Here is a 21,940-nt window from a genome sequence, read left to right as displayed (position 1 = left end):
GACTTCATAGCTACAGATGCTAAAGGGTGGTTAGAAAATGCTCCTTCACGCATTCTGTAACCACCCTTCATCAGCTTAACTATTTCCCCGTCTAACTACAATTGCAGATAAAAGAAGAAAAGCCTTTGCTAATACCTTAATTGTTTCAGCAGCTTGTTATGTACCCCACTCAGCAAAATCACTGCGGTCAAGGCGCCGATGAACGCAAGAAGCATATCCCATTGGGTGTCCCATACATCTCCCTGCGTGCCCAGAAAAGCTTCTGCTGCTGTTCCCGTTGCCTTGGCTACAGCAAACTCAATCAGCTCGTATACAGCGCTGATCGCAAGACACACACTAACCGTGAGGAAAGTGAGCCAGCTCCCGCTTCCCAAGGGCGTTTTCCGCAGCAGCACTTCCCTGACAATGAGTGCAGGTACAAAACCTTGTACAAAGTGCCCAAGTCGATCATAATAATTGCGTTCCAGTCCGAACGTGTCCCGAATCCAGTTGAACAGTGGCATTTCGGCATAGGTATAATGTCCGCCCACAATCAGGATCAATGCGTGCAGCCAGATTAGGGTATATACCAGATTGGTAAACCGAAATCTTCGGTACAGAGCCGCCAGCAGTACAGCTCCCAAAACCGCTGGGAGAACTTCCAGTACCCATGTAAAATAATCCGCCGGGCGAATCAAAGACCAAATTAGGGCAAGCGCCAGCAATACAAGTAAAACAAGCGGGTAGCGATCATTTTTAGACCATGCCGTTGCCTGGTTCATCGTCATTCCTCCTCAGCCCAAAGCTCTAGCCTTCGTTCGTTACGATATGTTTGACACGCCCAACCTGTCCGTCTGCCAAACGCACTTTGATTCCATGCGGATGACGTGGGGAATTGGTCAAAATATCTTTCACCGTTCCTCGCGTCAACTTACCGGTAGGCTGATCCTTTTTAAGTACAATATCTACCTGAAGACCAGCGCGGATGTCGGATCGATTCTGTCCGTTCATTGTTGCTATTCCTCCTTTGCTTTTATATTTATGATGATATTCAGCCACTCAGTTACAACAAAATCACCAACGCCGCCATTCGTCCTGGCGGCTGTTCCCCATCCAGACTACGCACATCGTGGATACATAGCTGACGAGCAAAATAACGAATACCATCCCGCTAAACTCCACAAAATGAGTACGTTGCAAGGAGTCTGCCCATATGGAAGATACCTGTGCATACAGTTGAGAAGGCGCAGAAACAATATCCCATGTGTTCCCTCGAAAGAAACGGCCAATATAAATACCCAGGCTGCTCAACAAGAGTACCGCCATCATAAACAGCCAACTAACAAGCCCACCACGTGCACGTTGTACCAACTGTCGTACGGATTCGAGTGATACAAATCCCATTGTCAGGCCAAGTATGGCTACCAGCAGCATCCCCAATACATGATTCCAAAAGTACGGATTTCCCCAGAAACGTTGCTCCCCGAGAAACGGATATCTGGCGAATACATGCAGCAAATCTGTGATCAAATAGGGTGTATTGGGATAAAAGAAAAGCCATGCCGCCCCCGTGACCCAGAGTAAAAAAGTCCTCGTTCCTCGCCTCCACGAGCTATACATTACATCAAGCAGCAGCGTCAACAGCATAGGAATCCAGGCCAGCATCATATTCCACCAAATAAAAAGATAAGGGCGGCCCCCTGAGGGCAGTCGCACGTTAATGATCCACAATGTACTGATTACGGAGCATAAGGCCAGTGTTAAAAAAATATAAAGTTTTACTGGATAATTTAACGATCTTAAACGGGCATACATACGTGTCTTTCCCTCCTTGTAACCGTCCTGCCTTCCTGACGTTCCAATTTACACCTGTTCTGGACAGTGTACACCACAATGGCTTCAAGCTCAATGGAAGCGCTCCACCTCTGTATAAATGAACATAAAAAACATCTATTCTTTGGGAATCGACCCCATCCGAAAAATAGATGCTTACTGTGGTTTAGACTTCACTCACAGGTAAAGGCGTAGCTCCGGTAGTTTTAATATTCGTATTGTACACACTCGATATGCCGATTTTCCCCCGCTCAATCATAGGCTCAATCGTCGTTAGCATTTCCCGGGCAATGTTATAATTCAGCTCCACCCTGCTAAAGCCCAACTGACGGATTTCCTCTACAAGTTCTCGGCCGCCCATATGTTTTTTTATATTCCAACAGTTAGATGCTGAATAGATAAATTTCTTACAAATGATCTGTTATCACTCAGCTCCCAAGCCTTTTTTTGTTATGTATATGAACATTATGAAATCGCTCCACATATCACAAAAATAAATTTATATTATAAAAAAAGCCTATCCATCATCTACTTAAAGACGGATAAGCTTTTACTGTTGTCTAACCTTGTATCCAATTGACTAATGAATGTACTGCCAATGTACCCGGCGCAGCTGCCACAAATGCCGATGGACCGTTGTGCAAAGCCAAAAATTCCACTGTTTTTGGAATACCGGGAGCTAGATCCAGATGGTTGTCGCTGAAAATACCTTCCTGCTCTGCCGATAGCCACACGTGTCTGGCAAGTACATCCGAACACAGCATGAATCTGCTAGCCTCGCTTCCCTGAATCTCTGTCACTTCAATTTTTGCCTGCGGTAAATCCATCTCTTTCGTGTCTGCAAAATAAATTTCACTGGAGGTCACCTGTTCACCATTCTGCGTCAGACGCGCAACCAGCATATGCTCCGCACGGTTCAGGCCACTCAGCCATTTGTCGATAGGCAGTATATGTACAATTCCTGCACCACCTGCTGGTTGCTTTACCTTAACATTCTCTTCACGAACAGCCTGGCTGCTTCGGATATGCAAAAGCGTCAGCCGCAACGTACCTGATATCGGCTCTAGTGTATCGTTGACCAGATGTAGTGCCTTATTCCCCTGTTCTGTATCTGTTGCACTCAACAACACATCGGCAAAGCTACGCTTAGCCGTATATTGGAGCGCTTTCCAACGACCAAAATAGTCCATACTCGACCAGGAGGCAACGGGCCAGCAATCATTCATTTGCCAGTATAATGTTCCCATGCAATAAGGCTTGTGACGACGATGCGCCTCTATAGCTGCTTTCATTGCTTCTGCCTGTAAAATTTGGCTCATGGGAAGAAAACTTGTAAAATCCTTTGGTTCTCGCATGTACCGCTCCATATATTCTTTAATCAGACGATTGCCCGCACCGTTCTTCTGATGTGCCAGCATCACCGCAGATTCCAGTTCCAAATCCTTCTCTTCCGCATAAGTACGAACGGACTTGTATTCAGGAAAAGACTGAAAACCATATTCACTCATAAAACGGCCCACATGTACATGATAATTCTCAAACGGCTCAGACGCGTGCCATACACCCCAATAATGAACATCACCTGCAGTTGAAGACCGATGGGCATGCTGATTCCGATCTCTCGTCAGGTCAATTAGCGGGGAGGAGGGCCAATATGCTGTCTGCGCTGACCAGGTGCGTACCGCCTCCGGTAGAATCCGATGAAAGAGCATTTCATAATCATCCCACAGGCGTTCCCGTTGCTCAGGTGTGTAGTTCTTTTTCCAGCCCCAGCCTCCATTCTCTTCATAATGCGCCCACGCAGAATCGATCTCATTGTTGCCGCACCATAAGGAAATACAGGGATGATTACGCAGCCGCTTGATATTGTCCTCGGCTTCCTGTGCCACATTGTCTATAAAATCCTCATCCCCTGGGTACATGCTGCAAGCGAACATAAAATCTTGCCACACGAGCAAACCGTATTCATCACAAAGCTCATAAAATACGTCTTGTTCATAAATACCGCCACCCCACACTCGCAACATATTCATATTCGAGGCGGCTGCGCTGGCAATTTCATACCGATATCGTTCCATCGTAACTTCAGTGACAAAGCTGTCATTCGGAATATGGTTAGCCCCTTTTGCAAACACCGGAATTCCGTTCAGCTCAAAATAAAAGCTCTCTCCTGCTGCATCCCGTTCCCGTACAAGACGGATGGAACGCAGTCCCGTTTTTACTGATTTTTCCGCGATTACAGCTCCTTGTTCTTGTTCCACTAATTCGGCCACAAACGTATATAGATGCGGCTCCCCCAGTCCACGGCACCACCACAGTTTGGGCTTCTTCATCTCCAGCTCCAGCTCCACTGTCTGCTTCCCCTTCAGCAGCCGAACTGGCTTGGACCACACTTTGCCGTCAGCAGAAATACGCAACTCGGCATCTCTAATCTCATCTGCATTTTCGATCTCTACCACTGCCATGAGTTTAGCCCCTGCCGAACTCACTTCGTCCTGTCGAATAAACAAGTCTCTCACGAGCAGACCGGACCAAGCCTCGATCCGAACCTCTCTCCAGATACCGCTCGTCACCAGCCTCGGTCCCCAATCCCAACCATAGTGGTAAGGAGCTTTACGTGCGAAAACGCTTACCTTTTTATCGGACAAACCACCTATTTCGGACTGATCATTGGGTGCAGGGAGTCCATAACCTAAGCTTTCCAGCTTGGGTACATCTTCAGCAATCGGAGAACGAAAACTGATTTCTAGCCGATTTTCCCCTTGCTGAACCAATGCCTTCACATCCTGTCTCCATACTCGAAACATATTATTGGCTGACAAGACAGATTGATCATTCACTTTTACATCTGCGTATGTGTCCAGACCTTCCAACACCAACTCTACACATTGACATTGAAGCTGATCTGCATTTATCTCAAAATGGGCTTCATATATCCAATCCTGCTTATCAATCCACTGTACCTCCATCTCGTTCATACCCATAAACGGATCAGGAATTTTGCCATGTCGTAAAAGATCGGTGTGCACACAACCCGGCACTTTCGCGCTGAGCCACTCATCACTTTGTGCTTCTCTAAACCTCCAGCCATCCAACCCTATCACATTAACCATCGTCACAAGCCTCCCTATAAGCATGATTGGGAACATCTGGATTCGTCAGTAACATAACAAAAATAACATTAAGCTAACAAAGTAGTCAATTGTTTTTTTGGAACAAGTGGCAAAATACAAAATAAAAGTCGCCCTCTGCCCCAAACAGGCTAAAAGCGACCTCCTTTGTCTTCACGATGTATGGTGTCACACACGTATCTGGACATTAACTATATGTGATTGTGCTGATGGGACGCTCACGGTCATCATTTTCCCGACTGATCCGGGGTGCATGAACTTCCCGTATGAATAGCTCAGCATGTAGCAACTTTTTCTCGACAGGCGAGTTCGGGTTCGTTATGCGCCACAACAATTGGTCCACTGCACGCATTCCCAGCAATTCCTTATCCACTCTCACCGTGGCATAAATTGGCATTTGTTCATTCGTATCGTCAAACCCGGTCACTCCGCAACGCCTCGGAACGTCAATCCCCTTTTCTTTCAGCACATCCACGACCTGCGCAGCAGTCACATCATTAGCACACACAAAAACCTCAGGCAGTTTGTCCTCAGACAACTTGTCCATTTCCTCAGCAAGCGCCTGCGCTCCTCCGTGAAGAAGGGCTTTATTTTGTCGCAATTCTACTCCGCTCATTTCCAGTGTAGAACGACAAGCTTCCCAGCGTTCGTAGAAACTGTGAGCGTCATCAATATGACCCACAAACTGAAAGCGGGTATAGCCCCTGCACAGCAAATCCTTCATTAATTCACTCATGCATGTGCGATTATCTGTAAACACCGTATCACTTAAAAATGCAGAATCCCAATGATCTACCATGACGACCGGAATACCCATCCGATAAATGTTCAGCAACAACGAAGTTGAAATTGTCCCTACTGTGATAATCCCTTTAATCGCCTCTGGGTTCAGTAGAGAAAACATATCCTCAGTCGAGGGCTCCGTTAACGTGATCATATCCATCCCCTTACGGTTCAGACGCTCGGAAATCCCTTCAAATACAGGTCCCCAGTACCTGGATTCCCTGTTCTGGTGCCGAATATTTGGAAATAACACCAGCACCGTACCCGACCATTCTCTGGCATCTGTGTCCCGAGGCTCTATCCCAGTCATTTTGGGATGACTGCGAAAATAGCCCATCTGGGCAGCAAGCTTAACCAGCAGCGCCCTCGTCTCTTCACTTACACCGGGTTTGCCTGACAGTGCACGCGAAACAGCAAACTTTGAAACACCCGCCGCATCCGCAATTTCCTGCAATGTTACTTTTCCACGCATCTCCTCACCCAACCCTATTCGAAATCTTTTTCTACCTTAGTCTTCTAAATATACAGGTATGCCTATAAACTGGTACCATCGTAGCATACTTTGTTTTAGATCATCAAACGATGGATTTACACAAATCCACACTTTTCATTAAAATATGTTTGCTTAATAAAAAAACAAACTGCATAACAAACAATTATAAATAACTTGACGTGAGGTTCTTTATTTCCTACAATTTACTATTGAAAGCACTTACATTATGTAAATCATACTTATTAAGGGGGATTTGCAAATGTTCATGAACAGGTCGGTACGACAGAGCTCTATTCTACTCCTGTCTTTGCTGCTGCTCGTTACAACAGGCTGTGCGAATGGAACAGACGGTAAGGCAGAAAAGGAAGATCCTAATGACACCAGTCCCATTACATTTACTTTCTTTGGCGGTGATTCCAGCTCTAACTGGAACAACATGAAGGATGTTGTCGGACAGGAAATTATCAAGAAAACGGGCGTTACGCTAAATGCCGAACATGCTGTCAATGGTCGAGGCGAGGAAAAGTTTGCTTTAATGGCAGCGAGCGGAGAGTATCCAGATCTCGTGTACCCTAAATCAGACATTGGCAAGTTAGTCGATGCCGGGGCACTCATTGACTTAACCGACCTCATTGACAAATACGGCCCTAACATTAAGAAAGTGTATGGAGACTATTTTAATCGTATTAAATATAGTAGTGAAGATCCAGCCATCTACACGATCCCGACCAATCTGGGTGTGGATCACATTGCGTTTGATGCACAAGCCGGCTTCGAAATCCAGCACCAGGCACTTAAGAAGCTTGGATACCCTAAAATCCGCACCGTTCAAGATTTTGAAAAAGCACTTAAAGATTATGTCGCCAAATATCCAACCACCAATGGACAGCGAACCATCCCCCTATCACTCGATGCCGAGGACTGGAAAATTCAAATTACAGTGACAAACCCGGCTGTTACTGCTACAGGTGGACCCGACGATGGCGAATATTATATTGATCCTAAAACACACAAAGCTATTCTTCACTACAAGCGCCCAGAAGAACGTGAATATTTCCGTTGGTTGAACCATATGTACAATGAAGGACTGTTGGATAAGGATACTTTTGTGCAAAAAAGTGATCAGTACAAGTCCAAAATTGCCGCAGGCCGTGTCATCGGACTCATTGATCAGGAATGGAACTATCAAGATGCCGAAAATGCGCTCAAAGCAGCAGGTAAGGATGAATTCACTTACGCCCATTTTCCAGTCACTTTAAATGAGAAATACGAGGACCATTCCCTCCAGCCCATCGGCTTCGATACCGCATCCGGGATCGGAATTACAACCTCATGTGAAAATCCGGTGCGAGCTATCAAGTTTCTGGATTTTCTGGCCTCCGACGAAGGACAAATTTTACGTAATTGGGGAATTGAAGGCCAGCATTACAACGTAGAGAATGGCAAACGAGTCATTCCGGCGGATGTGCAACAACGTAAGAACACCGATAACGCTTCTTTTAGCAGAGAGTCAGGTATCGGTTTGTACTGGATATGGGGGCCACATTACGGCGATAGCGTGAAGGACCCTTCGGGCAATTATTACACAACCAATTATCCGGAGATGATTACCGAAAATTATAGTCAAGCCGAGAAAGAGTCCCTTCAGGCATACAAAGCCCATACGTGGAAAGACCTGTTCCCGAACGAAAAAGATTTTCCGGTAAAAGAGTGGGGGGCTGCCTACAACATGCCTGTTCCGACCAATACGAATTACAATGTTATTTATCAAAAGTCGCAGGACATTGTACGCAAACGCATTCCTGAGGCCGTACTCGCCAAGCCAGATCAGTTCGACGCTGTGTATGACCGCATGCTCCAAGAGCTGGATCAGGCGGGTGTGCCAAAGGCTGAAGAAATCTACACTGGCCTAATTCAAAATCGGCTGAAACTGTGGTACGGCGAAAAATAGGGTTTGCCTTTTTAATGAAATATTACAGGGCTGACAGACCATGCTGTTCAGCCCTTCTACATTAACTATTATTACATATTCTGTTTGGTTTCTTTTTCTTTCCAAGAATTACTTTTCCCTGATACACGATTGACGTAAAACAATAAAATGATAGGAATCAACGCAATCCCGCCACACATCACCCAAGATATTTGAATAGGTGTTTGATCGGAAGACAAATCCGTAAAATTACGACTGATGGTCCCTGTCACGATTAAACCTATGCACATGCCTAATTGTGAAATCGCAGAATCCAGAGATAGTAGTGTGGAACGATACTCATTAGAGATTCTTTTGTTCAGAAAAATTTGTTTGGCAACCGGGTACATGCCGCGCCCCATTTCATAGATCAAAAAGGTAAGCAGTACAGGATAAAATGTGTTGAATGCACCGGCTAAAATGAGCCATATCCCAATCATACCGCAAGCATACATGAGTATATGCACATCACTGAATCGTGCGCCTAGCTTTCGAACCAGGTAACTTCCCAAAGTCATACATAGTGAATACCCTGCCTTGATAAACCCCATAATCCAAATCCCTTGTTCAGAAAGGCCAACCAGACGTGGCTGTTGGAATGTATTCCCCGCCGAGTTCGAAAAGCTGATAAATAAGCCAATCATAAACACAATCCAGATAGACTTATTTTCAAAACCGATACGGACACTTTCTCCGATAATCGTTTTAATGCGAGTATTAGACGTCTTTCGATGTGCCACATTCTCCTCATCCATATAAAAGAAACATAGAAAAATGCATACAATAATAGATAAAATACTAGCCGCCCATGGAAGTGAATAGTTAAAAGTTGCGAGGAAGGCCCCCAACAGACCACAAATAAATCCCGAAATGTACTGTATACTGTTAGAGGTTGTAAAAAGAACTTCCATGGGCTTATCACTATTTTCCACAACCCATGATTCCAACGAACCTGATTGTAAACATATAGCCAGACCTCCAAAGACTTGCGCAAACACAAGCACCCCGATATGATCTGTCGAAACGAACAATACACTATAGGCTAGAAAACAACAAAGTCCCAAAATAACAGAGATTTTTCTTCCATACTTGTCTGCAATAGCCCCAGTGGGTATCTCAAACAGAAAAATACTTACAAAGAATACAACCAGTAAGAAGTTCGCACTCTGCAAAGAAAGTCCTTTAGCTAATAAAAAAAGGATGAGCGTAGTCCCCGTGATTTCACTCATAAAAAATTGAAGAAAGCTGACGGAGTAATATAGCTTATGAGGTTGCACTCTCAGGATTCCGTCGCTTGCTCTGCAGCCTCATATTCACTTCGCAAAATCCCCATCTGAATAATGTCATAGTATCGCCCTTCCCTGAATAGCTTTTCCCGCAGCCGCCCTTCCTCCTTGAAGCTGCTGGCCAAATAGCAACGGTGTGCACGTTCATTGAACGCATAGACCTCCAGCTCCAGCCGATGCAGGTTCAGCGTATGAAATGCAAATTTTTGTAACAACCGGATCGCTTCCCGTCCATAACCTTTGCCTAGATCACCGTCACGCCCGATCACAATTCCAAGGGTGGCGTGCCGATTCACCCAGTTGATTTTAAATAAGTCCAGTTGTCCGATGTAATCCAGGGTGTCTTTATGCGCAATGACAAAACCTTTGATCTCGGGGTTGCCGTCAATCATCATCTGTACAAAAGATTCACTATTCACCTGTGAATGCGGATAGATAAACACGTCGCTTAAACCACGTGTGATTTCCGGGTCATTGACCCATTTTCGGATATCTGGTATATCCTCTTGACGGTATTCTCTCAATACAACTCGTTTTCCAATGATATGCGGCATCGTAATCTTCCCTCCGATTATGTATTTGTTTAAGCACCTTTATGCTTCCATTACTCTCACAAACTCCAGAAAACGTGTACCTTTATAATGAAGCTCCCCACGATCCCCGATCACAATCATACCAAAGTCCCTATCCTTCACCTCCAGCTCCTTACGCTCACCCCCGTCAAACTCAAAGGTGATATAATAATAGGTCGAAGCTGAAAAATCGCCTGATCCCCCACGCACTCTCGTCCGTTTATCCACAACCTTACATGAACGTTGTACCCGTTCGGCTGCTTGATTGGACAGGCCCGCTCCGATCGTTTTGACAATTCCCATAATCATTACAAAAGCAATGAGTCCAAATACGATAAAAAAGATCGTATTAAACGATTGAACTTCCATAGAATCACTTCCCATTCACTTCATCCTTTCTACAGTAAAATGTAAATTTTCCATTCTATTGCCCATTGACAAATCGTACATCTTCACTCTCAAAAACTCCAATACTTTTTTAACATACTTACGAAAAAAAAGTTCTTTCGCTCTTTTCCGCACCCCGCTTGGACTTCTACCCGATCTGGGTCCTCTGATCCCCTCTAGACCGATTGACAAAACTATATATAGATATAAAATAGAGAATGTACTCTAAATATAGTGTAAAAAACGTATTTATGACCGATATCTTGAAGATACAGGTATGAAAATACATGTAAATATAGAGTCAAAAATCTTAAATGGCGCAGCCAGCAAGGGATTCTATCATGATGGATCTCGGGCAATGCCGTTTTCTTTTTTCGTTAATTGTTTAAGGAGGTTACATACCATGCTGATTGCATATGATTCCAAGACCGGCAATGTAAAAAGATTTATAAACAAGCTCAAGCTTCCAGCGGTTCAGATTGAGGAGCAAATGACTATAGAAGAACCTTACGTACTTATTACATATACAACCGGGTTTGGACAGATACCTGAGAGGGTATCTTCCTTTTTGAAAAAAAATGCACAAAACCTTGTTGGTGTAGCTGCAAGTGGCAACCGTAACTGGGGTGAGAAATTTGCCAAAAGTGCGGATTTGATTGCCGATCACTATAATGTCCCCGTGATTAGTAAATTTGAATTATCTGGAACGTTCGGAGATGTAGAGCGTTTTAAACAGGAGGTGAGCCGAGTTGCGGCATATTGAATTGAACAACATGTTGATGAAACGCGATACAGACGGCTTTTTCCAATTGGAAAAGGACCAAGAGGCTGTAGCAGAATTTATGAAGGAAGTTCAGGAACGGAGTTTGAAGTTTGCTGACACAGCCGCTCAAGTGCTGTATATGATTGAGAATGATTATTATGAGAATTTCTACAACAGCTATACGGCTGACGAAATTAATGATATTTTCCATATCACTCATAGCTATAATTTTAAATTCCCTTCCTATATGGCAGCATCCAAGTTTTATACCGATTATGCAATGAAGAGTAATGACCGTAAAGTCTATCTGGAACATTACCCTGATCGGGTTGCCGCGGTTGCCCTGCATTTGGGACGCGGTAACGCGGATACGGCACGCCTGTTGTCCCGCTCGATGATGGAGCAACGTCTCCAGCCAGCGACACCAACGTTCCTGAATGCAGGCAAAAGCCGCCGTGGGGAATTGGTATCCTGCTTCTTGCTCGAAATGGACGACTCCCTGAACTCGATCAACTATGTACTAAACACTTGCATGCAGTTGTCCAAAATCGGCGGCGGTGTTGCCGTTAACCTGTCGAAGCTGCGGGCACGCGGCGAAGCGATTAAAGGCGTAGAAGGCGCAGCAAAAGGCATTATGCCTGTGCTGAAGCTGATGGAAGACGGCTTCTCCTACGCAGATCAAATGGGACAACGTAAAGGCTCTGGGGCAGCCTATTACAACATTTTCGGATGGGACGTGCTTGAGTTCCTGGATAGCAAAAAAATCAATGCTGACGAAAGAGTACGTCTCAAGACACTTTCGATTGGATTGCTGGTGCCAAACCGTTTTTACAAGCTGGCTCAAGATAATGAACCGCTGCATGTATTTGCTCCTTACAGTGTGTTCAAAGCCTATGGAACACATCTGGACGACATGGATTTGGATGAAATGTACGACACGCTGCTCGCCGACGATCGGGTGAAGAAAAAAATAGCGATGAGCGCACGTGACATGCTGACGAAAATTGCCATGATTCAGTTGGAGTCTGGTTATCCATATATCATGAACAAAAGTAACGCGAACCAGGCACATGCTCTTAAAAACGTGGGTCAAGTCAAGATGTCGAACCTATGTACGGAAATCTTTCAGTTGCAGGAAACTTCCGAAATTACAGATTACGGCCAACAGGATACCATCCGCCGGGATGTGAGCTGTAATCTGGCTTCTCTGAACATTGTAAATGTGATGGAGCATGGCAAAATCCGCGAATCCGTTCACGAGGGTATGATTGCGCTCACCTCGGTCAGCGATATGACCCAAGTAGCTAATGCGCCAGGTGTTGCGAAAGCGAACCGTGAAATGCACTCCGTTGGTTTGGGTGTCATGAATCTGCACGGCTACCTTGCCAAGAACAAAATTGCGTATGAAAGCAATGAAGCAAAAGACTTTGCCCGTACCTTCTTCATGACGATGAACTATCATTCTATCGAAAAGAGTATGGAAATCGCGAAAGCGGCTGGACAAAGCTTTTATGGATTTGAGGAATCGGATTATGCGACAGGCGTATATTTTGACCGATACCTGAACACGGATTATCGTCCAACAACTGCACGTGTGCAAGAGCTGTTCAAGGGCATCTATGTTCCGACTACAGCGGACTGGGACAAATTAAAAGCAGATGTGATGAAAAATGGCCTGTACCACGCCTATCGTATGGCAATTGCGCCGACTGCCAGCATTTCGTACATTCAAAATGCAACATCCAGCGTCATGCCGATTGTTGAGCAGATTGAAACCCGTACCTATGCCAATTCGACGACCTACTATCCAATGCCTTATTTGCAAAAGGATAACCTGTTCTTCTATAAATCTGCTTATCAAATGGACCAATTCAAAGTGCTGGATCTGATTGCAGAAATCCAGCCGCATGTGGACCAAGGAATTTCGACCGTGCTTCATGTGAACAGTGACGTGACTACGCGTCAGTTAGCACGTTGCTATCTGTACGCCGCACACAAAGGACTTAAATCGTTATACTACACACGCACCAAAAAGCTGTCTGTGGAAGAGTGCCTCACCTGCTCCATCTAAAGCATAAGTGATAACAAGTTGTAGTATAAAAATTAGATTTTAAATAGATATGGATGCTTTGCATTAGAAGCTGTATCCAGCGTGTGGTTCAGACCTTTACGGGACTGGACAAGACCCTCGCGGATACAGCTTCCGTATGTCAAGCATACGATGATTCGCCTGCACTATTTCAATGTGTGTTTCTAGGGAATCTCGCAAGCTGAAGGGAGAATGCTAACAATGACAGGTATACAAGCCGTAAACTGGAATCGCTCGGACGATGATTTTACACTGATGTTCTGGAACCAGAACATCATGCAATTTTGGACGGATGATGAAATCCCGTTGTCTGACGATAAAATGTCCTGGGTAACCCTCAGTGATATCGAAAAAGAAGCCTACATGAAGGTGCTGGGCGGATTAACACTGCTGGATACCATTCAAGGCGGTGTAGGTATGCCGCAAATTATGGAGCATGTGGACGGACTGCAACGCAAAGCCGTACTAAGCTTTATGGCGATGATGGAACAAATCCATGCCAAGTCGTACAGTAGCATCTTTACAACGCTAGCTTCCACGGAAGAAATTGACGGTGTATTCCGCTGGGTGGAAGAAAATCCACATCTCCAAACCAAAGCAGAAACCATTCGTCAATATTATATGAATATCCACACACCGAAAGACCTCTATCTCGCGATGGCTGCGTCGGTGCTGTTAGAAAGCTATTTGTTTTATAGCGGCTTCTTCTATCCTCTTTATCTGGCGGGCCAGGGCAAGCTGACATGTAGTGGAGAAATTATCGATTTGATCTTACGGGACGAAAGTATTCACGGTGTGTACGTAGGTGTACTGGCACAGGAGATTTATGCAGAATTGGATGAGGAAGAACAACGTGATCTTTACCAGACGCTGGTAGGTTTGCTGCGCTACTTGCATAATAACGAGGAACAATACACCGAGCAAATTTACACCCCTATTGGACTCGTAGACGATGTGAAAGTCTTTTTGCGCTACAATGCCAACAAGGCCATGATGAACTTGGGCTTTGATCCACTGTTTGAAGAAGAAGAAGTTAATCCCATTGTATTCAACGGCATCAGCACCCATACTAAGCAGCATGATTTCTTTTCTAAAAAAGGAAACGGCTATGTGCGGGCGATGAATGTAGAGCCGCTGACAGATGATGATTTTAATTTTGGCGTATAAGTACAATTACGTGAAACTGTAAACAAATAGGGTTTCAGAACTTGTCCCTGAGTTCTGAAACCCTATTGCCTAAAGAAAGTAGGTAGCATGCGTTCGCTTATATAAAACGGGTATTGCCGCTGTTATAAGGATTATACCCATAAAAGCGGGTGCGCCATGACCAAGTGATACATAGATTTGACCTCCAATAATAGGCCCAATCATTCTTGCTAAAGCCTGAATAGATTGACTACCTCCTTGAATCCTTCCTTGTTCACTAGAATCGACAGACTTGGAGAGCATCCCGTTGAATGAAGGTCCAAAGATCGAATCACCAAAACCAAATATAAACATTCCAGCGATAAAAAGAGGATAGAATGAGAACAAAGTAGATAGCGCAATAAGACTGTAACCTATAATCTCCGAAACCATTCCAAGAATGGCTATCTGTTTATCATTAAGTTTTATCAAAAGCTTGGGCATGATGAAACCTTGTGAAATGATGTCTTGGAAACCCATAATTGAGAACATAAGTCCGATTAGTGCAGGCCTCCAACTGAAAGTATCCATTGTAAATTGTGAAAAAACGGCCTGTAAAGATCCGTTGGGTATCCAAAGTAAGAACGCAGAGACAAGTAGCCTATTTAAGTTTTTCATGGAAAGCAGATTTGCAAGCTGTGTAAATGGATTCAGTCTTACAAAGGTGATCTCTTTCAGTCTATGTTTCTTGTCAAGGCTCTCAGGCATAAAAAAGAATCCATAAACAACGTTCAATAAAGTTATGATTGCTCCAAAATACATGGGTACAGAATAACCAAACTTGGCAAGTAATCCGCCTAGAGTTGGCCCAATGACAGTGCCTACACCTACAACCGCACTCACCCATCCAAAGTATTTGGTTCTCTCTTCTGGAGGAATGATGTCTGCAAAATAGGCGAAGATCGTGCTTATGCTCCCGCCTGTTAACCCTTCTATGATGCGCCCAGCAAATAGTACCCATAGAGCTCCTCCTATGCCAAAAACCAAGTACCCAATTGCGGAGCCCAAAAGGCATACTAAGAGCAATGGACGACGGCCATATTTGTCACTCAAAGCTCCAAGTACGGGAGCCGCAAAAAACACGCAGAATGCATAAACAGAGGTCAGCAGCGTAACAACTATAGCTTGTTCTCCCGGACTGCTTGTATAAGGCTGCACTAAGAATGGGACGACAGGTGTTATGATACTGAAACCTATTCCGCAAAGAAATACAGAGATAAGGCCGAATATTAAAGCGTGTTTATCTATGGTTTGTTCTGTGTTCTGTTCATTGTGTGATCTACATTTGAACACTTCATTTCTCCCCTTAAAGGTTTATTTTTTACTTCCTCGGAAGCAAAAACATCGTATCACAATTTTGCTTCCTCAGCAACAAAATAATAACAAAAAAAATGCAGCCCGTTCTCAATAGAGCCCGGCTGCCTATGGTTTGATTTTCATTATTCAAATTTATTCCGTCTTAATATCTATACCCTGTTTCTTTATTTCTGCATCCAAATGCCTACTATACTTTTCCAAGAAGCTAATCATACTGTTAAATTGTTCTTCGGTTACCTGCTCAAATACGGCTTTATCCCGCTCTTGAAACTCTTTGTGCAGTTCCTCATGGATGTTATAGATTACTTTCCCTTCCTCAGTAAGCCTAAAATAGACTTCTTTCTTGTTATCCGGCTTCCGGTAGCTTTCGATAATGCCTTTTTTTATAAGCTTCTTAGTTATTTTACTTATGGCACCGGTAGTCATATAAAGGGACTCCGCAAGTTTTGTTACGTTGGAATCTACATTTCTTTCAATGTATTCGATGCAATGTACTTCAGAAGGCTTATAACCCTTAAGGCTGTCTTCCATCTTATCTTTATTAAGCCAAACCATCTTGTTATATAAGTCCCTGAAACCCACTATGACCTGTTCTTCTTTGTTCATGGCCTGTCCTCCCACCCGTTGGTGCATTAACAATACAATATAGTATATTTTTGTTTCTATTTCAACAATATTAAATAATTATTGAATTAAGCACGAGGACATACACGCAATAAAAAAACGGCCAGATCGCTAAAGTAGCGGAATCGAGCCGTTTTACATTTCTTAAGACCGAGCCTCAGTGAACATTTGAAAAGTGACGCCAAACTTGTCTGTTACATTCCCATAAGCTGGACTAAAATGGGTTTCCTGCAAAGGCATTCCCACCTGTCCTCCTTGCTGTAGAGCATCAAACATTTTTTGAGCTTGCTCCACACTATCGGTTGTAATACAGATGCTCACCTGATTCCCGCGGCTAAACGGTGACCCGGGAAAGGTATCAGAAAACATGAGCTCTGTCTCACCCACTTTAAGGGTAGCATGTCCCACACGTTCCTTGACCTCTGCGGGAATGGGAAAATCGGGGTTTTCCGGCATTTCCCCAAAGGTTTGAATAAAAAGCAGTTGAGCATCCAATGCCTCTTTATAAAATTCGATTGCTTCTTTTGCATTTCCATCCATCGTGATGTAAGGAATCAAACGTTTGGACATCTTCAACACAGCTCCTTTAATTCGAGGTGGTTAACCCAGCATTTCTCCTGTATTATATACAAAACTTGTCAAGAAAAACAAATCTGTATTCTTAGCTTTCATGCACTTGAACGCCAAGCTGCTTTAGCTCCTTTATCGCTTCCGTAACGTTACGCTGTGGATAAAGCGCAGAGATCATCTGTGCAGTGATCGGAACGCCGTTGAAAATCTGGCTTACCACCCCTAGAGAGATCGGCAACTCATAGTAACTCTCAGCCCAATCCTGATATTCCTCCGGTGTAACTATAATTTTCCCCAACAAAAAGGATGAGCCATCGTCATATCCCTCAGGAAAGTTCGCGTTGCCCATACGCCACTCTTTATCTCCCGCTTCCCTCCACATACAAAAGGTAACGTCCTCTTTCTCCAGTGCTTCATCTTCCAAAAGCTCCATCATATCATCAGGCACACCGTCATATATGCCCGGCCAGACTTCATATTCGTCTCTCGCATGAGGACTTACAGGGGATTCATGGTCAAACCCCTTCAGCAGCACACCTTCACCCGTCCATAGCATATGAATCGTATCTCCAGCGCCATTGTTTACCTCACCCAGGCACACATCACCAGACCATTCAGACTGCATACGATACGTGCGTAACCAATCTTCTGGAGACAATATAATGTCCAGCGCTGACAGTAGTAGCATTCTGTCTTTTAAACCATTCGGCGTTAGCTGTGCATCAAGCATCATATTCTTCATCATTCCCCCACTTTGTTCATGCGTACTAAGAATTCATCTGTCCCTACCTATATCTTTCAAGCTTCGCTCGCTCAACCACCTGCCGAATGAATGGTCCTTTGGCTTCGGTATACGCTGCACGGTCATATTTGAATGCATAGCTTTCTAAAAAATGCCTTCTAATCGTGCTTGGCACAAATCAGAAGGCATTCTCTTGTTCAATTTAAAAATCATTCAGCAACTCCAACCCTATTATTCGGCTTCTCAATCACGATCAGACAGGTGCTGTCTGGCAAAGAAACCTGCTGGCCCTGCTCATCCATGAACTCAACACGTCTGGACAGCGCCTCGGCATAGCCCTCCTGTAAATAGTGGCGGCTCACGCGGATAATCGCTTGTGATCCAAGTGTGCTACGAATACACTCTTCATACTGTGACGGGGTAAAATAACCAAACTGCTCCTGCACTTCATGCACATAGGCTTCCGCTCCCCATGTATAGGTATAGAGAAATTCCATCGCATCGTTCACTGGTAAAACAGCCTCATGCTCCCCCACACGCTCTATTTCAATGTGGCGACCTGCAAAATCTTGCGCATACCGTATCAGCCATTCCATTCCATCCGGCTCCAAGAATCGAATTCGTCTGCGCTGCTCTACTGGTTCGGTCATAATCCCGTCACGAATGATGATACGCCCGCCGGGGGCAAGCACACGATAGGCGCTCTGCAGAGCTGCCTCCACTGTTTGTGGATTGAACCGAATCCCATCTCGTTCAATGTAGGAATAGAGCTCGTGAAGAATCGAAGAGAAGATGACCGTGTCCATACTCCCCGTTTCCACATATTCCTCTAACTGAAGCGCATCCCCTTTGATGACATCCCAACGATGGCGCTCCAATTGCTTTTTACGTTTAAGTGCCTCAATGACATTTACAGAAATATCAAGACCTAATGGCTTCGCATCTGGTCTTTCCTGTTCGATCAGATCCAGCAGTACGCCCCCGCCGGGTCCAATATCCAGTATGCGGGTTCCAGTCACATAATATAAAATGACCCTTTTGTAATCTACGGTCTGGTTCATATCTGTAAGGTACGTTTCCTCATTGTGAAAGCGATCATACGCATCGCGCCGTAATCCGAACAGATCGAACAGCAGCAGGACTGCTTTGTCATACAGAGGCGTTTTTTCTGCCTCAATACAAAAGTCAATCAGTTTCTCAGCCGCAGATGAAAATACAAAATTAAAAAATACAGTACTCGGCAGCTCCTCTTTATGCTCCACGATCACACTCAAATGAGGATTATGCTTCCGTTTTCCTTTTGAAATGTCCTGCCAAGACAGTGCACTTAAATATTTTTCTATCATTCGTTTTTTATATACGTTAATTTTCTTGACACCACGATAGTCATAGTACATCGTATTCATGAGCGATTCGAAACTGATATGGCGAACGGTCGCAGGCTGTTCCTGCCCTGTGCCATCCCTTAATGTGAGTAAAAATACCTTTACCAGTTCTTGAAGTGAAAAATCCTGCAAAGCTGATTCTACATACCAAAGTGTCCGATTCTCCAACGGAGCCAGCGCCTTCTCTACATTCAACTCCCGCTCTAGTTCTGTGTAAGCCTGCTCGAACGGCTCCCCTTCATGAATGGAAACCGACCGTAATCTTTCCAGTCGCTCCTTTACACTCCAGACTACAGGTGCGTTATCCCATGCAATCCAGCCGATCAGCTGCTCCACTTCACTGCGTACTTGATCCCATAATACAGGTTCCACCCCGGCGATAATACACTCGTTCAGGGCCCGTAAAACAAGCTCCAGTTCCTCAGGGCTTAGCCAGCCCTTACGAGTAATTTCAAGCAGCAGTCGATTTTCAGCAAAAGGAATTTCCCCCCGTATATATTGCCCGATCAATCCATGCGTCTCAATCAGAATTCGGGTCATGCTATTGCGCGGGTAAGCAGGGGACTCCGCTTGGGCCTGTCTGACATACAGTTGGGAGGATCCGATATTATGTACAAATAAATTAATACCCTCATGCTGCCAGCGTAGCCGTTCGCGGACTGTGCCTCCTTTGGCTGTCTCAGACCATACCAATACATCCTCCAGTAGCTCTTTAACCCAGAATGACAATGGAAGTCCGTCCAAAATAAGCAACGTACGCTCCACGTAATCCAGTACAGGATTGGCATCCTTTAACTCACCTATAGATCGAATGCGTTCCAAATTTACAATACGCTCCTCAGCCGAAACAAGCAGCTTTAACCAAGTCGGTGTATCCCAGGCCAGATCATTTTCTTTCCTGTAATTAGCAATGGCTTTTAACGATTGCAACATTTTTCTCACCTCGTGTGATTCGGATTCGGTATGCACAGGAGACTTTGAATAAGACATTTGGATTAAAACCTTGTATATACTACACTTTACCATACATTTGTAACTTCCACCTCGTGGAAAATATTAAACATTTGTATCAATCAACCGCTTGACATACTTTCCAAACGCATACATAACCCTCAAGTGCACTAGACAGTGCCACATCAGACAAAACAAATGACCGTAACTTCCATATAAGGAATTACGGTCAGCCTGTTTATTTCCATATACAGTTTAACGACACGACTCCCACTACCTCCATCTTCCAAACTTATCATTCTAGACTTCGTTAACCTGTCCAAAAAATACCTGCATGATCTATTTCTACCTGTTCGAGCTGTTCTTCAAAGCACGGATTAGGTGCAATCTCTTTTACACGCTGCCAGCTTTCAGCTTCTTGCCGGGCATATACATGCCAATGATTTTCTTCCCAGCGAAATTGGACAATGTCCGTGCGATTCCAAAACTCAGTTTCATTAGAAGGCCTTTCCTCCGTCAAGATCAAACAGTTATCCTCTATTTGATAAATGAGCCGCACGTCAGAACGCACGTAGCCTGGCACCTTTAGCGCAATATAGCCATTCAGCAGGTATTCAACCTTTTTAACGGTAAACGGATCAATCCGTTCGTTCACGAGATTTCCACCCCTTGATCAATTCGTAAATATTACGATTTAAATATAGCAGAAATCGAAGTTTTTGAAAAGAGTCCTTCATGCCGTCCCAAAAGCAAAAAGATATCCTCCAGCCTGAAGGCTCAGAAGATATCTTATTACTCTTGTTATATGCAGCCGAATCATAATCCCCTATGATTTCTAGAAAGTTACAGTCCCGCTGTGCGGCACGTTAACCATCTATAATAGATTTCGCTTATTTATTAACAGAAACGCCATCTGGTACTGGAATACCAAAATCAGGTGTTCCATCTTCCTTCCAGTTGAACGGCTGAACACGTGTATGACGATTCGGATCATACAGCGGGTCGCCCGTAATTTCCTTGTAATTCCGGGCGTGATATACGATAACATCACTACCGTCAGCAGCAACCGTAAAACTGTTATGACCTGGCCCGAATTGTCCTGTTTCCTCATGGGTGCAGAATACCGGCTCAGGTGATTTCGTCCATGATTTCGGATCAAGTAAATCCGCATTCTCATCTGCCGTCAACAGACCCATGCAATAATTGTGGTCTGTGGCGCTAGCTGAATAACTGATAAAGATCCGCCCGTTCCGTTTCAGAACCGCTGCTCCTTCATTCACCTTAAAACCGATGATTTCCCAATCATATTCAGGAGTGGAGATCATCACCTGCTCACCGCGCAACGTCCATGGATTGCTCATTTCGGAAATATACAGATTGGAATTACCGACGATGTCAGGGTCCTTCTGAGCCCACACATAATACAAAACTCCATTATGCTGGAAGGTTGTCGCATCAAGAGCGAACGTCTCCCAACGGGTTTTGATCTGTCCTTTTTCCACCCATTCCCCTTCCAGAGGATTAGCTGAATCATTTTCAAGCACGAACATCCGGTGGTCGAACAGGCCTTCCTTCGTTTCTGTTGTACGAGCTGCTGCAAAATAAATGTACCATTTGTCGTTTATATAATGAATTTCCGGTGCCCAAATGTTCGCACTTAACGGGCCCGTTTCATATTTGTGCCACACTGCGACAGGCTCTGCTGTACTCAAGCCTTGAATAGTACTTGCTCGTCGAACCTCAATGCGGTCATATTCTGGCACAGATCCGGTGAAATAATAGTATCCGTCACTATGCTTGTAAATCCAAGGGTCTGCCCGTTGCTCAATGACCGGATTATTAAAGGGTACAGTTTGATTCATGGTTATTCTCTCCTCTATG

At 44.5% G+C, this 21,940-nt stretch carries 19 protein-coding genes and 1 pseudogene; 4 read left to right on the top strand and 16 right to left on the bottom strand.

What is annotated here, in order from left to right:
- Window positions 1-128: 128 nt before the first annotated feature.
- The 6 genes and pseudogenes from MKY35_RS09140 to MKY35_RS09115 all read right to left on the bottom strand — a co-directional run bounded on the left by MKY35_RS09140 (window position 129) and on the right by MKY35_RS09115 (window position 6,198).
- Window positions 129-761 carry a DUF2238 domain-containing protein gene (locus MKY35_RS09140; RefSeq protein ID WP_029516769.1) on the bottom strand — a complete coding sequence of 211 codons (633 nt, stop codon included), beginning with the start codon at window positions 759-761 and terminating at the stop codon, window positions 129-131.
- A 25-nt stretch (window positions 762-786) separates the two neighbouring features.
- Window positions 787-990 carry a YwbE family protein gene (locus MKY35_RS09135; RefSeq protein ID WP_013309792.1) on the bottom strand — a complete coding sequence of 68 codons (204 nt, stop codon included), beginning with the start codon at window positions 988-990 and terminating at the stop codon, window positions 787-789.
- Window positions 991-1,053: 63 nt separating this feature from the next.
- Window positions 1,054-1,794, bottom strand: a complete 741-nt coding sequence (locus MKY35_RS09130) for a DUF1361 domain-containing protein (protein WP_342446180.1) — start codon at window positions 1,792-1,794, stop codon at window positions 1,054-1,056.
- Between the two features lie 235 nt (window positions 1,795-2,029).
- A pseudogene (locus tag MKY35_RS09125) lies at window positions 2,030-2,173 on the bottom strand (sugar phosphate isomerase/epimerase); the annotation flags it as partial.
- Window positions 2,174-2,372: 199 nt separating this feature from the next.
- Window positions 2,373-4,925: a glycoside hydrolase family 2 protein gene (locus tag MKY35_RS09120; RefSeq protein WP_342446179.1), complete on the bottom strand. Its 2,553-nt coding sequence runs from the start codon at window positions 4,923-4,925 to the stop codon at window positions 2,373-2,375.
- Window positions 4,926-5,130: 205 nt separating this feature from the next.
- A complete protein-coding gene (locus tag MKY35_RS09115; RefSeq protein ID WP_039270191.1) occupies window positions 5,131-6,198 on the bottom strand; it encodes a LacI family DNA-binding transcriptional regulator in 1,068 nt (355 codons plus the stop codon).
- 280 nt (window positions 6,199-6,478) lie between these two features.
- On the opposite strand from MKY35_RS09115, the gene MKY35_RS09110 reads away from it, so the two are divergent.
- Window positions 6,479-8,170, top strand: a complete 1,692-nt coding sequence (locus tag MKY35_RS09110; RefSeq protein ID WP_342446178.1) for an ABC transporter substrate-binding protein — start codon at window positions 6,479-6,481, stop codon at window positions 8,168-8,170.
- A 71-nt stretch (window positions 8,171-8,241) separates the two neighbouring features.
- Here the strand turns inward: MKY35_RS09110 and MKY35_RS09105 are convergent, their stop codons facing one another.
- The 3 genes from MKY35_RS09105 to MKY35_RS09095 are packed head-to-tail and all read right to left on the bottom strand — an operon-like array spanning window position 8,242 to window position 10,430.
- Window positions 8,242-9,465 (bottom strand): MFS transporter, encoded by a 1,224-nt coding sequence (locus MKY35_RS09105; protein ID WP_342446177.1) that lies wholly within the window; start codon window positions 9,463-9,465, stop codon window positions 8,242-8,244.
- A gap of 2 nt (window positions 9,466-9,467) precedes the next feature.
- Entirely contained in the window at window positions 9,468-10,028 is a 561-nt protein-coding gene (locus MKY35_RS09100) for a GNAT family protein (RefSeq protein ID WP_342446176.1), read from the bottom strand.
- 39 nt (window positions 10,029-10,067) lie between these two features.
- Complete coding sequence (locus MKY35_RS09095; protein ID WP_069011357.1) at window positions 10,068-10,430, bottom strand: DUF2500 domain-containing protein; 363 nt, start codon at window positions 10,428-10,430, stop codon at window positions 10,068-10,070.
- A 406-nt stretch (window positions 10,431-10,836) separates the two neighbouring features.
- Between MKY35_RS09095 and nrdI the strand changes: the two genes are divergently transcribed.
- The 3 genes from nrdI (at window position 10,837) to nrdF (ending at window position 14,452) form a co-directional block, all read left to right on the top strand.
- Complete coding sequence (nrdI, locus tag MKY35_RS09090; protein WP_016819181.1) at window positions 10,837-11,196, top strand: class Ib ribonucleoside-diphosphate reductase assembly flavoprotein NrdI; 360 nt, start codon at window positions 10,837-10,839, stop codon at window positions 11,194-11,196.
- Complete coding sequence (nrdE, locus tag MKY35_RS09085; RefSeq protein ID WP_342446175.1) at window positions 11,183-13,267, top strand: class 1b ribonucleoside-diphosphate reductase subunit alpha; 2,085 nt, start codon at window positions 11,183-11,185, stop codon at window positions 13,265-13,267. Before nrdI ends, nrdE begins: the two co-directional genes overlap by 14 nt.
- Before the next feature lie 219 nt (window positions 13,268-13,486).
- The gene (nrdF, locus tag MKY35_RS09080; protein WP_029516760.1) at window positions 13,487-14,452 is read left to right on the top strand and encodes a class 1b ribonucleoside-diphosphate reductase subunit beta; all 966 of its coding nucleotides are present in this window, start codon (window positions 13,487-13,489) and stop codon (window positions 14,450-14,452) included.
- Window positions 14,453-14,521: 69 nt separating this feature from the next.
- On the opposite strand, the gene MKY35_RS09075 is transcribed toward nrdF, so the two are convergent.
- The 7 genes from MKY35_RS09075 to MKY35_RS09045 form a co-directional block, all read right to left on the bottom strand.
- The gene (locus MKY35_RS09075; protein WP_342446174.1) at window positions 14,522-15,763 is read right to left on the bottom strand and encodes an MFS transporter; all 1,242 of its coding nucleotides are present in this window, start codon (window positions 15,761-15,763) and stop codon (window positions 14,522-14,524) included.
- 156 nt (window positions 15,764-15,919) lie between these two features.
- Window positions 15,920-16,393 (bottom strand): MarR family transcriptional regulator, encoded by a 474-nt coding sequence (locus MKY35_RS09070; protein WP_342446173.1) that lies wholly within the window; start codon window positions 16,391-16,393, stop codon window positions 15,920-15,922.
- Between the two features lie 162 nt (window positions 16,394-16,555).
- Window positions 16,556-16,981 carry a VOC family protein gene (locus MKY35_RS09065; RefSeq protein WP_342446172.1) on the bottom strand — a complete coding sequence of 142 codons (426 nt, stop codon included), beginning with the start codon at window positions 16,979-16,981 and terminating at the stop codon, window positions 16,556-16,558.
- A gap of 91 nt (window positions 16,982-17,072) precedes the next feature.
- The gene (locus tag MKY35_RS09060) at window positions 17,073-17,723 is read right to left on the bottom strand and encodes a hypothetical protein (RefSeq protein ID WP_342446629.1); all 651 of its coding nucleotides are present in this window, start codon (window positions 17,721-17,723) and stop codon (window positions 17,073-17,075) included.
- Between the two features lie 209 nt (window positions 17,724-17,932).
- Entirely contained in the window at window positions 17,933-20,041 is a 2,109-nt protein-coding gene (locus tag MKY35_RS09055) for a class I SAM-dependent methyltransferase (RefSeq protein ID WP_342446171.1), read from the bottom strand.
- A gap of 328 nt (window positions 20,042-20,369) precedes the next feature.
- On the bottom strand, window positions 20,370-20,714 hold the full coding sequence (locus MKY35_RS09050) for a DUF3024 domain-containing protein (protein WP_342446170.1): 345 nt from the start codon (window positions 20,712-20,714) through the stop codon (window positions 20,370-20,372).
- A gap of 235 nt (window positions 20,715-20,949) precedes the next feature.
- Complete coding sequence (locus tag MKY35_RS09045; RefSeq protein ID WP_342446169.1) at window positions 20,950-21,921, bottom strand: family 43 glycosylhydrolase; 972 nt, start codon at window positions 21,919-21,921, stop codon at window positions 20,950-20,952.
- Between the last annotated feature and the right edge of the window lie 19 nt (window positions 21,922-21,940).

The organism is Paenibacillus sp. FSL L8-0638 (genome assembly GCF_038593075.1).
Classification (GTDB): domain Bacteria; phylum Bacillota; class Bacilli; order Paenibacillales; family Paenibacillaceae; genus Paenibacillus; species Paenibacillus polymyxa_D.
The sequence above is the reverse complement of the archived record's forward strand: the minus strand, read 5'-3'. Positions and strand labels throughout refer to the sequence as shown.